Below are 15,040 nucleotides of genomic sequence, written 5' to 3'. Positions count from 1 at the left end.
CATTTTTCATGCAAGGCACAAAGTCGCGCGATGTTTGGCGGATTCGATGCCCAGCTCAATCAACTCCATTACCTGGATTGCCTGGCTTGCCGGAACCGGATTTTCACCATCGCCATTTAACGCATCACGAATAGCCGCATAGTAAGCCGGATAATTCCCAGGCACCGTCAACAGCGTTTCTTCGACACGTTCCTCACCTTCCACGCGGGTAAGTACGCCATCACGCATATCGTAGCCCCAGTCTTCCTGCGGTAGACGCTCGCCATTTTTCAGACGTTCTTCCTGTGGATCGAGGCCATATTTCACATAACTGCCTCGGGATCCATGCACGATATACCGTGCTGACTCAGCGGCTGCCAGCATGGTACCGTGTAAAATGACTCGCCGCTGTGGATAGGACAAGATGGCGTGGAAATAATCGGTCGACTGCGCTCCGGGCCGTAACTGTGCCAAATCTACCGTCATGCTGACCGGTAAACCAAAAAGCGTAATGGCCTGATCAAGAAGATGTGGTGCTAAATCGTACCAGATACCGCTGCCTGGGCCGCCCTGTTCACGCCAACGATCGCGCACCTGCGGACGGAAGCGGTCAAAATGAGACTCAAAGTAAGCAACTTCACCCAGCACGCCTTCCGCGAGTAAACCTTTTAGCGTCAAGAAATCGCTATCCCAGCGACGGTTATGGAATACAGACAGCACACGCCCCAGGCTTTTTGCCAGCGCATCCAGCTCTCGCGCTTGTGACAGTGTCACGGTAAAGGGTTTATCAACGACCACATGTTTACCCGCCTCAAGCGCCGCTTTGGCTAACGGGAAATGGGTATCGTTGGGTGTAGGAATGACAATCAGGTCTATGTTGGGATCGTTAAACAGATGCTTCGGCTCAGAGACAACCGTAACCGTTGGCCAGTCGGCTTTTACTTTTGTTTCATCACTGCTGGAGATTACCGCCAGTTCCAGCCCGGGCGTGCCCGCAATCAGGGGCGCATGGAAGGTTTTGCTCGCATAACCATACCCAATCAACCCAACACGGATGTTGTCGCTCATGTCATTGCCTCTCATTGAAGTATGATGGCTATTTGACACTATCCTTTACCCACGCTCAACAGTTTAATAACCTGCCAGCAATAAGGGATGTTGTTTAACTTAAGTCAAAAAAATAGCGAATTTTCCAACGACAAAAGCTAAATATCGCAAAAACCTAAGTAAAAATCTTGCTGGAGCTATTATTGCTAAGTAACATTTACCCCCTGAAGTTAATGGATCAATCAAGAGAGATGTGGGCTGTAATGAATCGTCTTATTGAATTAACAGGTTGGATCGTTCTTGTCGTTTCAGTCATTCTTCTTGGCGTGGCGAGTCACATTGACAACTATCAGCCACCTGAACAGAGTGCTTCGGTACAACACAAGTAAGCTCTGCACTTGTGGAGCGACATGCTGCCCGTCCGGGTGCATGTTTTCACTTGTCGGATATTAAACCAGGAATTTATTATCTTGTTCGATGTTGTTGGTGATTGTCAGGGATAGTAAAGCGCGTTACTCTTTTCAGAGCAGTTTTTCATCCCTGAATATTTGCCATCAGCGCATTCTTATTATTGTAATAACACAAGCGTTCACTTTTGGTGAAATTTTATCATCACTAATAATACCTACCCCTTTGGTATTAATTATTTTATGGACCTTTTATGACTGTTCAGGACTACTTATTAAAATTTCGCAAAATCAGTTCACTCGAAAGTCTGGAAAAACTCTACGACCATCTTAATTACACCCTGACGGACGATCAGGAACTGATCAATATGTATCGTGCTGCCGATCACCGTCGCGCAGAGCTGGTTTCTGGCGGGCGTTTGTTTGACCTCGGCCAGGTACCGAAGTCCGTCTGGCACTATGTCCAATAAAGAAAGTAGCGATCGGTTATAAAAGCCTTATAATAACGCCCCTAAAATTAGATTTGCCTGTTTGCGTCGCTATTCTGGAGAACCTATGACCACCACAACGCCACAACGTATTGGAGGCTGGTTGCTTGGCCCGTTGGCCTGGCTTTTAGTCGCTCTGTTGAGTACGACGCTGGCGTTGTTGCTGTATACCGCTGCGTTATCTTCTCCGCAAACATTTCAAACGCTCGGCGGACAAGCACTGACGACACAAATCTTATGGGGCGTTTCTTTTATTACCGCTATCGCCATGTGGTATTACACACTGTGGTTGACCATCGCTTTCTTTAAACGTCGGCGTTGTGTTCCTAAACACTATATTATCTGGCTGCTTATTTCCGTATTGCTGGCAGTAAAAGCATTCGCTTTTTCACCCGTGGAAGATGGCATAGCCGTTCGCCAGTTGCTGTTTACTTTGTTGGCAACCGCATTGATCGTCCCCTATTTCAAACGCTCGTCGCGGGTAAAAGCGACGTTTGTGAATCCGTAATAACCTTACAGTTAACCTGTTGTCGCCTGCTCTGGATTAACGGATAATAGGCGGCTTTTTTATTTCAGGCCGAAAAATGACTGACTACCTGTTACTGTTTGTCGGAACTGTACTGGTCAATAACTTTGTACTGGTCAAGTTTCTCGGTCTCTGTCCGTTTATGGGGGTTTCCAAAAAACTGGAAACCGCGATGGGCATGGGGCTGGCAACAACGTTTGTGATGACGCTGGCGTCTATTTGCGCCTGGCTTATCGATACGTGGATTTTGATCCCACTTAATCTGATTTACCTGCGCACCCTGGCATTTATTCTGGTGATTGCTGTGGTCGTGCAGTTCACCGAGATGGTGGTGCGCAAAACCAGCCCGGTGCTTTACCGTCTGCTGGGGATTTTTTTGCCGCTTATCACCACCAACTGTGCAGTGCTCGGCGTGGCGTTGCTGAATATCAATCTCGGGCACAATTTCTTGCAGTCGGCGCTGTACGGTTTTTCCGCCGCTGTCGGTTTCTCGCTGGTGATGGTGCTCTTCGCCGCCATCCGCGAACGCCTTGCTGTGGCTGATGTCCCGGCACCTTTTCGCGGTAATGCCATTGCGTTAATTACCGCAGGTCTTATGTCTCTGGCCTTTATGGGCTTTAGTGGTTTGGTGAAGTTGTAATGAATGCTATCTGGATTGCCGTTGCCGCCGTGAGCCTGCTGGGCCTGGCGTTTGGCGCCATTCTGGGTTATGCCTCCCGCCGTTTTGCGGTGGAAGACGATCCGGTCGTTGAGAAAATTGACGAAATCTTACCGCAGAGCCAGTGTGGTCAGTGCGGTTATCCCGGCTGTCGCCCCTACGCGGAAGCCATCAGCTGTAACGGTGAAAAAATCAACCGTTGCGCCCCAGGTGGCGAAGCTGTGATGCTAAAAATTGCCGAGTTGCTTAATGTCGAGCCGCAGCCGCTGGATGGCGAAGCGCAAGAGCTAACGCCTGCGCGGATGGTGGCGGTTATTGATGAAAATAACTGTATTGGCTGCACTAAATGTATTCAGGCTTGTCCGGTAGACGCCATCGTTGGCGCTACCCGTGCCATGCATACGGTAATGAGTGATCTCTGTACGGGCTGCAATTTATGTGTTGATCCGTGCCCGACGCACTGCATCTCGTTGCAACCGGTCGCAGAAACACCTGACTCCTGGAAATGGGATCTGAACACCATTCCCGTGCGTATCATTCCCGTGGAACACCATGCTTAAGTTATTCTCTGCATTCAGAAAAAATAAAATCTGGGATTTCAACGGCGGCATCCATCCACCGGAGATGAAAACCCAGTCCAACGGTACACCCCTGCGCCAGGTACCACTGGCGCAGCGTTTTGTTATTCCACTGAAACAGCATATTGGCGCTGAAGGTGAGTTGTGCGTTAGCGTCGGCGATAAAGTGTTGCGCGGCCAGCCGCTTACCCGTGGTCGCGGCAAAATGCTGCCTGTTCACGCGCCCACCTCGGGTACCGTTACGGCTATTGCGCCCCACTCTACGGCTCATCCTTCAGCTTTAGCTGAATTAAGCGTGATTATTGATGCCGATGGTGAAGACTGCTGGATCCCGCGCGACGGCTGGGCCGATTATCGCACTCGCAGTCGCGAAGAGTTAATCGAGCGCATACATCAGTTTGGTGTTGCCGGGCTGGGCGGTGCAGGATTCCCGACAGGCGTTAAATTGCAGGGTGGCGGAGATAAGATTGAAACGTTGATTATCAACGCGGCTGAGTGCGAGCCGTACATTACCGCCGATGACCGTTTGATGCAGGATTGCGCGGCTCAGGTCGTAGAGGGTATTCGCATTCTTGCGCATATTCTGCAGCCACGCGAAATTCTTATCGGCATTGAAGATAACAAACCGCAGGCGATTTCCATGCTGCGCGCGGTGCTGGCGGACTCTAACGATATTTCTCTGCGGGTGATTCCAACCAAATATCCTTCTGGCGGTGCTAAACAATTAACCTACATTCTGACCGGGAAGCAGGTTCCACATGGCGGGCGTTCATCCGATATCGGCGTATTAATGCAAAACGTCGGCACTGCTTATGCAGTGAAACGTGCCGTTATTGATGGCGAGCCGATTACCGAGCGTGTTGTAACCCTGACTGGCGAAGCAATCGCTCGCCCGGGCAACGTCTGGGCACGGCTGGGGACGCCAGTGCGTCATTTATTGAATGATGCCGGATTCTGCCCCTCTGCCGATCAAATGGTGATTATGGGTGGCCCGCTAATGGGCTTTACCTTGCCATGGCTGGATGTCCCGGTCGTAAAGATTACCAACTGTCTGTTGGCTCCCTCTGCCAATGAACTTGGCGAACCACAGGAAGAACAAAGCTGCATCCGGTGTAGCGCCTGTGCTGACGCCTGCCCTGCGGATCTTTTGCCGCAACAGTTGTACTGGTTCAGCAAAGGTCAGCAACACGATAAAGCTACCACGCATAACATTGCTGATTGCATTGAATGTGGGGCTTGCGCGTGGGTTTGCCCGAGCAATATTCCCCTGGTGCAATATTTCCGTCAGGAAAAAGCTGAAATTGCGGCTATTCGTCAGGAAGAAAAGCGCGCCGCAGAAGCCAAAGCGCGTTTCGAAGCGCGCCAGGCTCGTCTGGAGCGCGAAAAAGCGGCTCGCCTTGAACGACATAAGAGCGCAGCCGTTCAACCTGCAGCCAAAGATAAAGATGCGATTGCTGCCGCTCTGGCGCGGGTGAAAGAGAAACAGGCCCAGGCTACACAGCCTATTGTGATTAAAGCGGGCGAACGCCCGGATAACAGTGCAATTATTGCAGCACGGGAAGCCCGTAAAGCGCAAGCCAGAGCGAAACAGGCAGAACTGCAGCAAACTAACGACGCAGCAACCGTTGCTGATCCACGTAAAACTGCCGTTGAAGCAGCTATCGCCCGCGCCAAAGCGCGCAAGCTGGAACAGCAACAGGCTAATGCGGAACCAGAAGAACAGGTCGATCCGCGCAAAGCCGCCGTCGAAGCCGCTATTGCCCGTGCCAAAGCGCGCAAGCTGGAACAGCAACAGGCTAATGCGGAACCAGAAGAACAGGTCGATCCGCGCAAAGCCGCCGTCGAAGCCGCTATTGCCCGAGCCAAAGCGCGCAAACTGGAACAGCAACAGGCTAATGCGGAACCAGAAGAACAGGTTGATCCGCGCAAAGCCGCCGTCGAAGCCGCTATTGCCCGTGCCAAAGCGCGCAAGCTGGAACAGCAACAGACTAACGCAGAACCAGAAGAACAGGTTGATCCGCGCAAAGCGGCAGTTGCCGCGGCTATTGCCCGCGCTCAGGCCAAAAAAGCCGCCCAGCAGAAGGTTGTAAACGAGGACTAAATGGTATTCAGAATAGCTAGCTCCCCTTATACCCATAACCAGCGCCAGACATCGCGCATTATGCTGTTGGTGTTGCTCGCAGCCGTGCCAGGAATCGCAGCGCAACTGTGGTTTTTTGGTTGGGGTACTCTCGTTCAGATCCTGTTGGCATCGGTTAGTGCTCTGTTAGCCGAAGCTCTCGTACTCAAACTACGCAAGCAGTCGGTAGCCGCAACGTTGAAAGATAACTCAGCATTGCTGACAGGCTTATTGCTGGCGGTAAGTATTCCCCCCCTCGCGCCATGGTGGATGGTCGTGCTGGGTACGGTGTTTGCGGTGATCATCGCTAAACAGTTGTATGGCGGTCTGGGGCAAAACCCGTTTAATCCGGCAATGATTGGTTATGTGGTCTTACTGATCTCCTTCCCGGTGCAGATGACCAGCTGGTTACCGCCACATGAAATTGCGGTCAACATCCCTGGTTTTATCGACGCCATACAGGTTATTTTCAGCGGACATACCGCCAGTGGTGGTGATATGAACACACTACGCTTAGGTATTGATGGCATTAGTCAGGCGACACCGCTGGATACATTTAAAACCTCTGTCCGTGCCGGTCATTCGGTTGAACAGATTATGCAATATCCGATCTACAGCGGTATTCTGGCGGGCGCTGGTTGGCAATGGGTAAATCTCGCCTGGCTGGCTGGCGGCCTGTGGTTGCTATGGCAGAAAGCGATTCGCTGGCATATTCCCCTCAGCTTCTTAGTAACGCTGGCGTTATGCGCAACGTTGGGCTGGTTGTTCTCACCAGAAACACTGGCAGCACCGCAAATTCATCTGCTGTCTGGTGCGACCATGCTCGGCGCATTCTTTATTTTGACTGACCCGGTTACCGCTTCTACGACCAATCGTGGTCGTCTTATTTTCGGCGCGCTGGCGGGCTTATTAGTCTGGTTGATCCGCAGTTTCGGCGGCTATCCTGACGGCGTGGCTTTTGCCGTCCTGCTGGCGAACATCACGGTTCCTCTGATCGATTACTACACGCGTCCGCGCGTCTACGGCCATCGCAAAGGGTAAACCATGCTGAAAACTATCCGAAAACACGGCATTACGTTGGCGCTATTTGCAGCGGGTTCAACAGGGTTAACTGCGGCCATCAACCAGATGACCAAAACGACGATTGCTGAACAGGCCAGTCTGCAACAAAAGGCGTTATTTGATCAGGTGCTGCCAGCCGAACGCTATAACAATGCGCTGGCACAGAGTTGCTATCTGGTAACTGCGCAAGAGTTAGGTAAAGGTGAGCATCGGGTTTACATCGCCAAACAGGATGACAAACCGGTAGCCGCCGTTCTGGAAGCAACCGCGCCAGATGGCTATTCCGGTGCGATTCAGCTGCTGGTGGGAGCCGATTTTAACGGCACGGTACTTGGCACGCGCGTGACAGAGCACCACGAAACGCCAGGGCTTGGCGATAAAATCGAACTGCGCCTTTCTGACTGGATCACCCATTTTGCGGGTAAAAAAATCAGTGGTGCAGATGATGCGCACTGGGCGGTGAAGAAAGATGGTGGTGATTTCGACCAGTTCACCGGCGCGACGATTACTCCCCGCGCGGTGGTTAATGCGGTAAAACGCGCCGGATTGTACGCTCAGACGTTACCGGCACAACTTTCTCAACTTCCTGCCTGTGGAGAATAAAGCGTGAGCGAAATTAAAGACGTTATTGTTCAGGGGTTGTGGAAAAACAACTCTGCGCTGGTCCAGCTGCTCGGCCTTTGTCCTCTGTTGGCGGTCACGTCCACTGCCACTAACGCTCTGGGTTTAGGACTTGCGACTACGCTGGTACTGACGCTGACCAACCTGACCATTTCGACGCTGCGTCACTGGACGCCAGCCGAGATCCGCATTCCCATTTACGTGATGATCATCGCCTCGGTGGTCAGCGCTGTACAGATGCTGATCAACGCCTACGCCTTTGGCCTGTATCAATCATTAGGGATTTTTATTCCGCTGATTGTCACTAACTGTATCGTTGTGGGCCGCGCTGAAGCCTTCGCCGCCAAAAAAGGTCCGGCGCTTTCGGCACTGGACGGCTTTTCAATTGGTATGGGCGCAACCTGCGCCATGTTCGTGCTGGGTTCACTACGCGAAATTATCGGCAATGGCACATTGTTTGACGGTGCAGATGCGCTGTTAGGTAGCTGGGCAAAAGTATTACGCGTGGAAATTTTCCACACCGACTCCCCTTTCCTGCTGGCGATGCTGCCTCCAGGTGCATTTATTGGCCTGGGACTGATGCTGGCAGGAAAATACCTGATTGATGAAAGAATGAAAAAGCGCCGTACTGAAGCAGCTGCCGAACGTGCATTGCCAAACGGTGAAACAGGGAATGTCTGATGAACAAAGCAAAACGCCTGGAGATCCTCACTCGCCTGCGTGAGAACAATCCTCATCCCACCACCGAGCTTAATTTCAGTTCGCCTTTTGAATTGCTGATTGCCGTACTGCTTTCCGCTCAGGCGACCGATGTCAGTGTTAATAAGGCGACGGCGAAACTTTACCCGGTGGCGAATACGCCTGCAGCGATGCTTGAACTGGGCGTTGAAGGGGTTAAAACCTATATCAAAACGATTGGGCTTTATAACAGCAAAGCAGAAAATATCATCAAAACCTGCCGTATCTTACTGGAGCAGTATAATGGCGAGGTTCCGGAAGATCGTGCTGCGCTTGAAGCCCTGCCCGGCGTAGGTCGTAAAACAGCCAACGTCGTATTAAACACTGCATTCGGCTGGCCGACTATTGCTGTCGACACGCACATTTTCCGCGTTTGTAATCGTACTCAATTTGCGCCGGGGAAAAACGTCGAACAGGTAGAAGAAAAGCTACTGAAAGTGGTTCCGGCAGAGTTTAAAGTCGACTGCCACCATTGGTTGATCCTGCACGGGCGTTATACCTGCATTGCCCGCAAGCCCCGCTGTGGCTCTTGTATTATTGAAGATCTTTGTGAATACAAAGAGAAAGTTGACATCTGAAGAAAAGGGGTAACACCGATTACCCCATTGATAACCTTTCTTTATCCTCTTTTAAAACATCTTTTTAACGTGAATGATGCCATTGCTTAGCGTTATCATCAGGTAATCCGTTTGCGGATAACCAAAAATGCAGGTTAATTGTTTTTTTAATAGCGAAATTTTCTATTCATTCGTGATCAAGATCACGATGCTGTCGCAATGTAAAAACATTGCAAGAATCAGGTTAAAATCATTTAAATTTACACACGCAACAAATATTGACCTACAAAACATTACACTGGCTATTTTTCAGAAACTGGACTATCTCACTAGTAAAAACGCTAAATAGCAGAACATATCGCCGTTAAGCCATCACCCCCCTCTCAGTGCAGTGAAAAAATCTGCCGTTACGTTTTTTGAAAAATTTAACGCTGGATAACATTTCCCGGAATGGTTGAATTCCCCGCCTCAGTTATATGTAACAGATTATTACAAAGGACTTGTCTGAAAGTGCAAGATAGTGAACATTACCTGCCGTTTCCCCTCCCACTATAACAATTGCGCGTATGTTTTTTAGACATAACGCGAGAAAGCACCCCCGTTAATATGGGATGTAAAAAAAGAGGTAAAAGTGTCCACTGCAAACCAAAAACCAACTGAAAGCGTCAGTTTGAACGCTTTCAAACAACCGAAGGCGTTCTATCTCATCTTCTCGATTGAGTTATGGGAACGTTTTGGTTATTACGGCCTACAAGGAATTATGGCTGTTTACCTGGTTAAACAACTGGGTATGTCTGAAGCGGATTCAATCACCCTTTTCTCTTCCTTTAGTGCCCTGGTTTATGGTCTGGTCGCTATCGGCGGCTGGTTAGGTGACAAGGTACTGGGTACTAAACGCGTAATTATGCTCGGCGCTATTGTGCTGGCGATTGGTTATGCTCTGGTTGCCTGGTCTGGTCACGACGCCGGTATCGTTTATATGGGTATGGCGGCTATTGCGGTCGGTAACGGCCTGTTTAAAGCTAACCCGTCTTCTCTGCTTTCTACATGCTATGAGAAAAACGACCCGCGTCTGGACGGTGCATTCACCATGTACTACATGTCCGTCAACATCGGCTCTTTCTTCTCTATGATTGCTACGCCGTGGCTGGCCGCGAAATACGGCTGGAGTGTTGCGTTTGCGTTGAGCGTTGTAGGCCTGCTGATCACTATCGTTAACTTCGCCTTCTGCCAACGCTGGGTTAAACAGTACGGTTCAAAACCAGACTTCGAGCCTATCAACTACCGTAACCTGCTGCTGACCATTATTGGTGTTGTGGCACTGATCGCTATCGCCACCTGGCTGCTGCACAATCAGGAAGTTGCGCGTATGGCGCTGGGCGTTGTTGCCTTCGGTATCGTGGTTATCTTCGGTAAAGAAGCCTTCGCGATGAAAGGTGCTGCGCGTCGTAAAATGATCGTTGCCTTCATCCTGATGCTCGAAGCCATTATCTTCTTCGTGCTGTACAGCCAGATGCCAACGTCACTGAACTTCTTTGCGATTCGTAACGTTGAGCACTCCATTCTGGGTCTGGCCGTAGAACCTGAGCAGTATCAGGCACTGAACCCGTTCTGGATCATCATCGGTAGTCCGATTCTGGCCGCTATCTATAACAAGATGGGCGATACCCTGCCGATGCCAACCAAGTTTGCAATCGGCATGGTGATGTGTTCTGGTGCGTTCCTGATTCTGCCGCTGGGTGCGAAATTCGCGTCTGACGCTGGTATCGTGTCTGTAAGCTGGCTGGTCGCAAGCTATGGCCTGCAGAGCATCGGGGAACTGATGATCTCTGGTCTGGGTCTGGCAATGGTTGCACAACTCGTTCCGCAGCGTCTGATGGGCTTCATTATGGGTAGCTGGTTCCTGACCACTGCCGGTGCAAACCTGATTGGTGGTTATGTTGCGGGTATGATGGCTGTGCCGGATAACGTTACCGACCCGCTGATGTCACTGGAAGTTTATGGTCGCGTATTCTTGCAGATTGGTGTCGCTACTGCCATTATTGCAGTACTGATGCTGCTGACCGCGCCTAAACTGCACCGTATGACGCAGGATGACGCTGCAGACAAAGCGGCGAAAGCTGCTGTAGCGTAAAATTCAGGGAAACTCTTTTACAAGCCGCTAACTTTTCGTTAGCGGCTTTTTTTTTGTTCAGCAACGCACTACCATACTTTAAACCACAGACAAAAGGAGTTACCGATGAAATTGTTCTACAAACCGGGTGCCTGCTCTCTCGCTTCCCATATCACCCTGCGTGAGAGCGGAAAGGATTTTACCCTCGTCAGTGTGGATTTAATGAAAAAACGTCTCGAAAACGGTGACGATTACTTTGCCGTTAACCCTAAGGGGCAGGTGCCTGCATTGCTGCTGGATGACGGTACTTTGCTGACGGAAGGCGTAGCGATTATGCAGTATCTTGCCGACAGCGTCCCCGACCGCCAGTTGCTGGCACCGGTAAACAGTATTTCCCGCTATAAAACCATCGAATGGCTGAATTACATCGCCACCGAGCTGCATAAAGGTTTCACACCTCTATTTCGCCCTGATACACCGGAAGAGTACAAACCGACAGTTCGCGCGCAGCTGGAGAAGAAGCTGCAATATGTGAACGAGGCACTGAAGGATGAGCACTGGATCTGCGGGCAAAGATTTACAATTGCTGATGCCTATCTGTTTACGGTTCTGCGCTGGGCATACGCGGTGAAACTGAATCTGGAAGGGTTAGAGCACATTGCAGCATTTATGCAACGTATGGCTGAACGTCCGGAAGTACAAGACGCGCTGTCAGCGGAAGGCTTAAAGTAATATCCATCGGCCCACAGGTCGTTGTGGGCCGAAATGAGATATTTCAGAGCTTTGTTGCGCTGAAGTAATGTTCTGGTTTGGCAATACGATCCTGAGCAGCCACCACTTGCAGCTCATATTCCTGCATTGCTTTGGTGGTCACCATGATTTCGTAGACTGCAGCGGTCACATGTTCCAGCGCCTCCTGCAGCGTTGCCCCCTGAAGCAGTTTCACCAGCAGTAAACCGCTCGTCACATCACCAACACCTACCGGCTGGCGCATACCAAAATCCACCAGCGGACGGCTGATATGCCAGGCTTCATCGGCGGTGACCAGCAGCATTTCAAAACGGTCACGGCTGTAGCCAGCTCGCGCCAGGTGTTTAACCAACACAATTTGTGGCCCTTGCGCAATGAGTTCGCGCGCTGCCAGAACCGCTTCTTCGACGTTATTTACCGCATGCTCACAGAGTATTTCCAGCTCAACCAGATTCGGCGCAATGATATCGCTGGCAGGCAAACCGTGCCGCACATGAAACTCTGCGACACCCGGTGCAACGATACAGCCTTTTTCCGGATGACCCATTACCGGATCGCAAAAATATTTCGCCTGCGGATTCGCGGCTTTCACCTGACGGACGATACCGAGGATATGTTCACCCTGCTCCGCCGATCCCAGATAGCCACTTAACACGGCATCACAGGTGTGTAATTTATCAATGGCGGCAATGCCTTGCACAATTTCGGTTAAATGGCTGGGCGGCATCACGCAGCCAGTCCATTTGCCGTATTGGGTGTGATTAGAAAATTGAACGGTGTTCAGCGGCCAGACGTTCGCGCCCAGGCGGCGCATAGGAAACTCTGCCGCACTGTTACCCGCATGACCATAAACAACGTGAGACTGGATAGCGAGAATATTTTTCATCATGTTCCCTGTATAAAAACCAGGGGGAGTGATTTCTCACTCCCCCTTTCCACTTAATGCATTATTTCCAGCAAATCAGACAGTAATTCTTTTTGCCGCGACGCAGTAAGGTAAAACGACCAAACAGACGATCTTCTTCTTTAAAGAAGTATTCAGGATCGGACTGTTTTTCACCGTTAATGGTGATGGCATTGGAGGCGATAGTTTTACGCGCCTGACCACGGGAAGGTTGCAGTTCAGAATCGACCAGCGCCTGCATCAGGTCTGCGCCCTTTTCCATCTCAACCATCGGTACGCCGTCCTGCGCCAGCTGTTCGAAGTCCGCTTCACTCAGCGCACTCAAAGAACCGCTGAACAGGCATTCGGTAATACGTTTTGCCGCCTGTAAACCTTCTTCACCGTGAACCAGACGAGTCACCTGCTCCGCCAGTACATACTGGGCGCGCGGTGCTTTACCGCTGTTTTTATCTTCTTCTTCCAGGGCGTTGATCTCTTCAATGCTCATAAAGGTGAAGAACTTCAGGAAGCGGTAAACGTCGGCATCCGCAGTGTTGATCCAGAACTGGTAGAATTTGTACGGGCTGGTTTTCTTCGGATCCAACCAGACTGCGCCGCCTTCAGTTTTACCAAATTTGGTGCCATCTGCTTTAGTGATCAGCGGAACGGTCAGGCCAAACACCTGATTCTGATGCAGACGACGGGTCAGGTCGATACCAGAAGTGATGTTACCCCACTGGTCAGAACCACCAATTTGCAGCACCACACCGTACTGTTTGTTCAGACAGGCGAAGTCATAACCCTGCAACAGGTTGTAGGAAAACTCAGTGAACGAAATCCCCTGATCTTCACGGTTGAGACGCTGCTTAACCGCTTCTTTGTTGATCATCTGGTTAACGGAGAAGTGTTTGCCAATATCGCGCAGGAAGGTCAGCACATTCATATTGCCGAACCAGTCATAGTTGTTCGCCGCGATAGCAGAGTTTTCTCCACAGTCGAAATCGAGGAACGGGGCAACCTGCTTACGGATTTTGTCCACCCACTCCTGAACAGTTTCTTCGGTGTTCAGCTTACGCTCGGCAGCTTTGAAGCTCGGGTCGCCAATCAGACCCGTCGCGCCGCCTACCAGCGCAACCGGCTTGTGGCCCGCCTGCTGGAAGCGTTTCAGGCATAACAATGGAACAAGATGCCCCAAATGCAAGCTGTCAGCGGTAGGATCGAAGCCGCAATAGAGCGCGATCGGGCCTTGCGCCAGTCGCTCTGCTAACGCTTCCTCGTCCGTCACCTGGGCTACCAGCCCCCGCTCTTGCAATTGTTTAATCAAGTTACTGCTTGCCATCAAAATCTCCATGTATATAACGACTGCACCTTTGCCGGTACACGACTTTTCGCCAGATGCGAAAGAGACATAGAATAAAGTGCCAGAATCAGGAGTACCAGCGATTAAAGCAAGATTTTTGCATCTTTTCAGGGTGCAAGACGATCAATCTTCCACGCATCATTTTCTCGCTGGTACAAAAAGCGGTCATGCAGGCGATGCTCACCGCCCTGCCAGAACTCAATCTGTTCAAGGCTGATGCGAAAACCGCCCCAAAAGCTCGGCAATGGCACTTCGCCCTGTTGAAACTTCTGCTTCAGCTCCAGGAATTTACTTTCAAGGATACCGCGGGCAGAAATGCGACTGGACTGCTTCGAAACCCATGCACCAATCTGGCTATCACGCGGGCGGCTATGAAAATATTTCATCACTTCGAGAGTCGAAAGTCGTTCTGCTTTACCGATCACCATCACCTGGCGTTCAAGGGTATGCCACGGGAACAGCAGGCTAACGCGCGGATTATTTTCAATTTGATGTGCTTTACGGCTACCGAGGTTGGTGTAAAACACCATGCCTTTTTCGTCGTAATGTTTGAGTAAAACGATGCGTTGATAAGGCTGAGCATGTTCATCCACGGTAGCGACCACCATCGCGGTAGGGTCTGCCAGTTTGGCTTCACACGCCTGAGAGAGCCAACGTTCAAAAAGGGTTAATGGATCGGCGGGAAGATCGCGACGGCGTAACCCGCCTTTGGTGTATTCACGGCGCAGATGCGCGATTTGCTGCAATTCGTCGTTATCAGACATGGTTTTCTTTACGGATTGTCAGTGGGTGACGCTATTGTGCGCCGCCCCTGGAAAAATCTCAACGCTGTGGATTTTGTAACTGACAGTTATTCAAGACGATGCGGTCGCGTTTATAGACAGTCGCTTCATCGCCTTTCGACCAGAAAACATAGATTCCGTCAGTGTAACGTGCACCAGACGCTGAAATGCCCTGTTTGAGATGCAGTAGTTGATTATCGTAAACAAAACTGACTTCCTGGCGCGGATTATTCAGTTTGACCGTCAACGGTTTTTCATCACACTGGTATTCCAGCGTAGCGGTTTGCATGTGCTCAACCAGTTGATTGAACGCGCTACAGCCGGTGAGAAGCACCGGCAAACAGATCAGTAACAGTTTTTTCATAGACATTT

Annotated in this window: 17 protein-coding genes; 12 read left to right on the top strand and 5 right to left on the bottom strand. The window is 50.7% G+C overall.

Features of this window, described 5'->3' with window-relative positions; genetic code table 11:
• Positions 1-6: 6 nt before the first annotated feature.
• Entirely contained in the window at positions 7-1,047 is a 1,041-nt protein-coding gene (locus tag HGD79_RS02960; RefSeq protein WP_001282516.1) for an oxidoreductase, read from the bottom strand.
• Between the two features lie 242 nt (positions 1,048-1,289).
• On the opposite strand from HGD79_RS02960, the gene blr reads away from it, so the two are divergent.
• The 12 genes from blr to gstA all read left to right on the top strand — a co-directional run bounded on the left by blr (position 1,290) and on the right by gstA (position 11,625).
• Positions 1,290-1,415: a division septum protein Blr gene (blr, locus tag HGD79_RS02955; RefSeq protein ID WP_001300888.1), complete on the top strand. Its 126-nt coding sequence runs from the start codon at positions 1,290-1,292 to the stop codon at positions 1,413-1,415.
• 272 nt (positions 1,416-1,687) lie between these two features.
• Positions 1,688-1,903: a transcription modulator YdgT gene (gene ydgT / locus HGD79_RS02950; RefSeq protein WP_000217950.1), complete on the top strand. Its 216-nt coding sequence runs from the start codon at positions 1,688-1,690 to the stop codon at positions 1,901-1,903.
• 85 nt (positions 1,904-1,988) lie between these two features.
• Positions 1,989-2,429 (top strand): DUF2569 domain-containing protein, encoded by a 441-nt coding sequence (locus HGD79_RS02945; RefSeq protein WP_000214176.1) that lies wholly within the window; start codon positions 1,989-1,991, stop codon positions 2,427-2,429.
• A 76-nt stretch (positions 2,430-2,505) separates the two neighbouring features.
• The gene (rsxA, locus tag HGD79_RS02940) at positions 2,506-3,087 is read left to right on the top strand and encodes an electron transport complex subunit RsxA (RefSeq protein ID WP_000133193.1); all 582 of its coding nucleotides are present in this window, start codon (positions 2,506-2,508) and stop codon (positions 3,085-3,087) included.
• Entirely contained in the window at positions 3,087-3,665 is a 579-nt protein-coding gene (gene rsxB, locus HGD79_RS02935; protein ID WP_000991809.1) for an electron transport complex subunit RsxB, read from the top strand. Before rsxA ends, rsxB begins: the two co-directional genes overlap by 1 nt.
• The gene (gene rsxC / locus HGD79_RS02930) at positions 3,658-5,784 is read left to right on the top strand and encodes an electron transport complex subunit RsxC (protein ID WP_000915756.1); all 2,127 of its coding nucleotides are present in this window, start codon (positions 3,658-3,660) and stop codon (positions 5,782-5,784) included. Before rsxB ends, rsxC begins: the two co-directional genes overlap by 8 nt.
• Positions 5,785-6,843, top strand: coding sequence for an electron transport complex subunit RsxD (gene rsxD, locus HGD79_RS02925; RefSeq protein ID WP_000231922.1), 1,059 nt, complete (start codon positions 5,785-5,787; stop codon positions 6,841-6,843).
• 3 nt (positions 6,844-6,846) lie between these two features.
• Positions 6,847-7,467 carry an electron transport complex subunit RsxG gene (gene rsxG / locus HGD79_RS02920; RefSeq protein ID WP_000920805.1) on the top strand — a complete coding sequence of 207 codons (621 nt, stop codon included), beginning with the start codon at positions 6,847-6,849 and terminating at the stop codon, positions 7,465-7,467.
• A gap of 3 nt (positions 7,468-7,470) precedes the next feature.
• Complete coding sequence (gene rsxE, locus HGD79_RS02915; protein ID WP_001289657.1) at positions 7,471-8,166, top strand: electron transport complex subunit RsxE; 696 nt, start codon at positions 7,471-7,473, stop codon at positions 8,164-8,166.
• On the top strand, positions 8,166-8,801 hold the full coding sequence (gene nth, locus HGD79_RS02910; protein ID WP_001030348.1) for an endonuclease III: 636 nt from the start codon (positions 8,166-8,168) through the stop codon (positions 8,799-8,801). The genes rsxE and nth overlap by 1 nt, the downstream gene beginning before the upstream one ends.
• Before the next feature lie 610 nt (positions 8,802-9,411).
• On the top strand, positions 9,412-10,914 hold the full coding sequence (gene dtpA, locus HGD79_RS02905) for a dipeptide/tripeptide permease DtpA (RefSeq protein ID WP_000100931.1): 1,503 nt from the start codon (positions 9,412-9,414) through the stop codon (positions 10,912-10,914).
• Between the two features lie 105 nt (positions 10,915-11,019).
• Positions 11,020-11,625 carry a glutathione transferase GstA gene (gene gstA / locus HGD79_RS02900; protein WP_000765749.1) on the top strand — a complete coding sequence of 202 codons (606 nt, stop codon included), beginning with the start codon at positions 11,020-11,022 and terminating at the stop codon, positions 11,623-11,625.
• A 43-nt stretch (positions 11,626-11,668) separates the two neighbouring features.
• On the opposite strand, the gene pdxY is transcribed toward gstA, so the two are convergent.
• The 4 genes from pdxY to mliC all read right to left on the bottom strand — a co-directional run bounded on the left by pdxY (position 11,669) and on the right by mliC (position 15,038).
• Positions 11,669-12,532 (bottom strand): pyridoxal kinase, encoded by an 864-nt coding sequence (gene pdxY / locus HGD79_RS02895; RefSeq protein WP_001307229.1) that lies wholly within the window; start codon positions 12,530-12,532, stop codon positions 11,669-11,671.
• Positions 12,533-12,590: 58 nt separating this feature from the next.
• Positions 12,591-13,865 carry a tyrosine--tRNA ligase gene (tyrS, locus tag HGD79_RS02890; RefSeq protein WP_001295400.1) on the bottom strand — a complete coding sequence of 425 codons (1,275 nt, stop codon included), beginning with the start codon at positions 13,863-13,865 and terminating at the stop codon, positions 12,591-12,593.
• Positions 13,866-13,993: 128 nt separating this feature from the next.
• Positions 13,994-14,650: a pyridoxamine 5'-phosphate oxidase gene (gene pdxH / locus HGD79_RS02885; RefSeq protein WP_001282311.1), complete on the bottom strand. Its 657-nt coding sequence runs from the start codon at positions 14,648-14,650 to the stop codon at positions 13,994-13,996.
• A 58-nt stretch (positions 14,651-14,708) separates the two neighbouring features.
• A complete protein-coding gene (gene mliC, locus HGD79_RS02880; RefSeq protein ID WP_000061968.1) occupies positions 14,709-15,038 on the bottom strand; it encodes a C-type lysozyme inhibitor in 330 nt (109 codons plus the stop codon).
• Between the last annotated feature and the right edge of the window lie 2 nt (positions 15,039-15,040).

The sequence above is a fragment of the Escherichia sp. SCLE84 genome (genome assembly GCF_012584495.1).
In the GTDB taxonomy this organism is placed as follows: Bacteria; Pseudomonadota; Gammaproteobacteria; order Enterobacterales; family Enterobacteriaceae; genus ECMA0423.
The sequence above is the reverse complement of the archived record's forward strand: the minus strand, read 5'-3'. Positions and strand labels throughout refer to the sequence as shown.

What these genes read in the sequence shown, in the direction of transcription:
- tyrS (WP_001295400.1), bottom strand. Translation starts at nt 13,865, where the DNA reads ATGGCAAGCAGTAACTTGATTAAACAATTGCAAGAGCGGGGGCTGGTA.
- gstA (WP_000765749.1), top strand. Translation starts at nt 11,020, where the DNA reads ATGAAATTGTTCTACAAACCGGGTGCCTGCTCTCTCGCTTCCCATATC.
- rsxB (WP_000991809.1), top strand. Translation starts at nt 3,087, where the DNA reads ATGAATGCTATCTGGATTGCCGTTGCCGCCGTGAGCCTGCTGGGCCTG.
- nth (WP_001030348.1), top strand. Translation starts at nt 8,166, where the DNA reads ATGAACAAAGCAAAACGCCTGGAGATCCTCACTCGCCTGCGTGAGAAC.
- mliC (WP_000061968.1), bottom strand. Translation starts at nt 15,038, where the DNA reads ATGTCTATGAAAAAACTGTTACTGATCTGTTTGCCGGTGCTTCTCACC.
- rsxG (WP_000920805.1), top strand. Translation starts at nt 6,847, where the DNA reads ATGCTGAAAACTATCCGAAAACACGGCATTACGTTGGCGCTATTTGCA.
- ydgT (WP_000217950.1), top strand. Translation starts at nt 1,688, where the DNA reads ATGACTGTTCAGGACTACTTATTAAAATTTCGCAAAATCAGTTCACTC.
- rsxC (WP_000915756.1), top strand. Translation starts at nt 3,658, where the DNA reads ATGCTTAAGTTATTCTCTGCATTCAGAAAAAATAAAATCTGGGATTTC.
- pdxH (WP_001282311.1), bottom strand. Translation starts at nt 14,650, where the DNA reads ATGTCTGATAACGACGAATTGCAGCAAATCGCGCATCTGCGCCGTGAA.
- rsxA (WP_000133193.1), top strand. Translation starts at nt 2,506, where the DNA reads ATGACTGACTACCTGTTACTGTTTGTCGGAACTGTACTGGTCAATAAC.
- blr (WP_001300888.1), top strand. Translation starts at nt 1,290, where the DNA reads ATGAATCGTCTTATTGAATTAACAGGTTGGATCGTTCTTGTCGTTTCA.
- pdxY (WP_001307229.1), bottom strand. Translation starts at nt 12,532, where the DNA reads ATGATGAAAAATATTCTCGCTATCCAGTCTCACGTTGTTTATGGTCAT.
- HGD79_RS02960 (WP_001282516.1), bottom strand. Translation starts at nt 1,047, where the DNA reads ATGAGCGACAACATCCGTGTTGGGTTGATTGGGTATGGTTATGCGAGC.
- HGD79_RS02945 (WP_000214176.1), top strand. Translation starts at nt 1,989, where the DNA reads ATGACCACCACAACGCCACAACGTATTGGAGGCTGGTTGCTTGGCCCG.
- rsxD (WP_000231922.1), top strand. Translation starts at nt 5,785, where the DNA reads ATGGTATTCAGAATAGCTAGCTCCCCTTATACCCATAACCAGCGCCAG.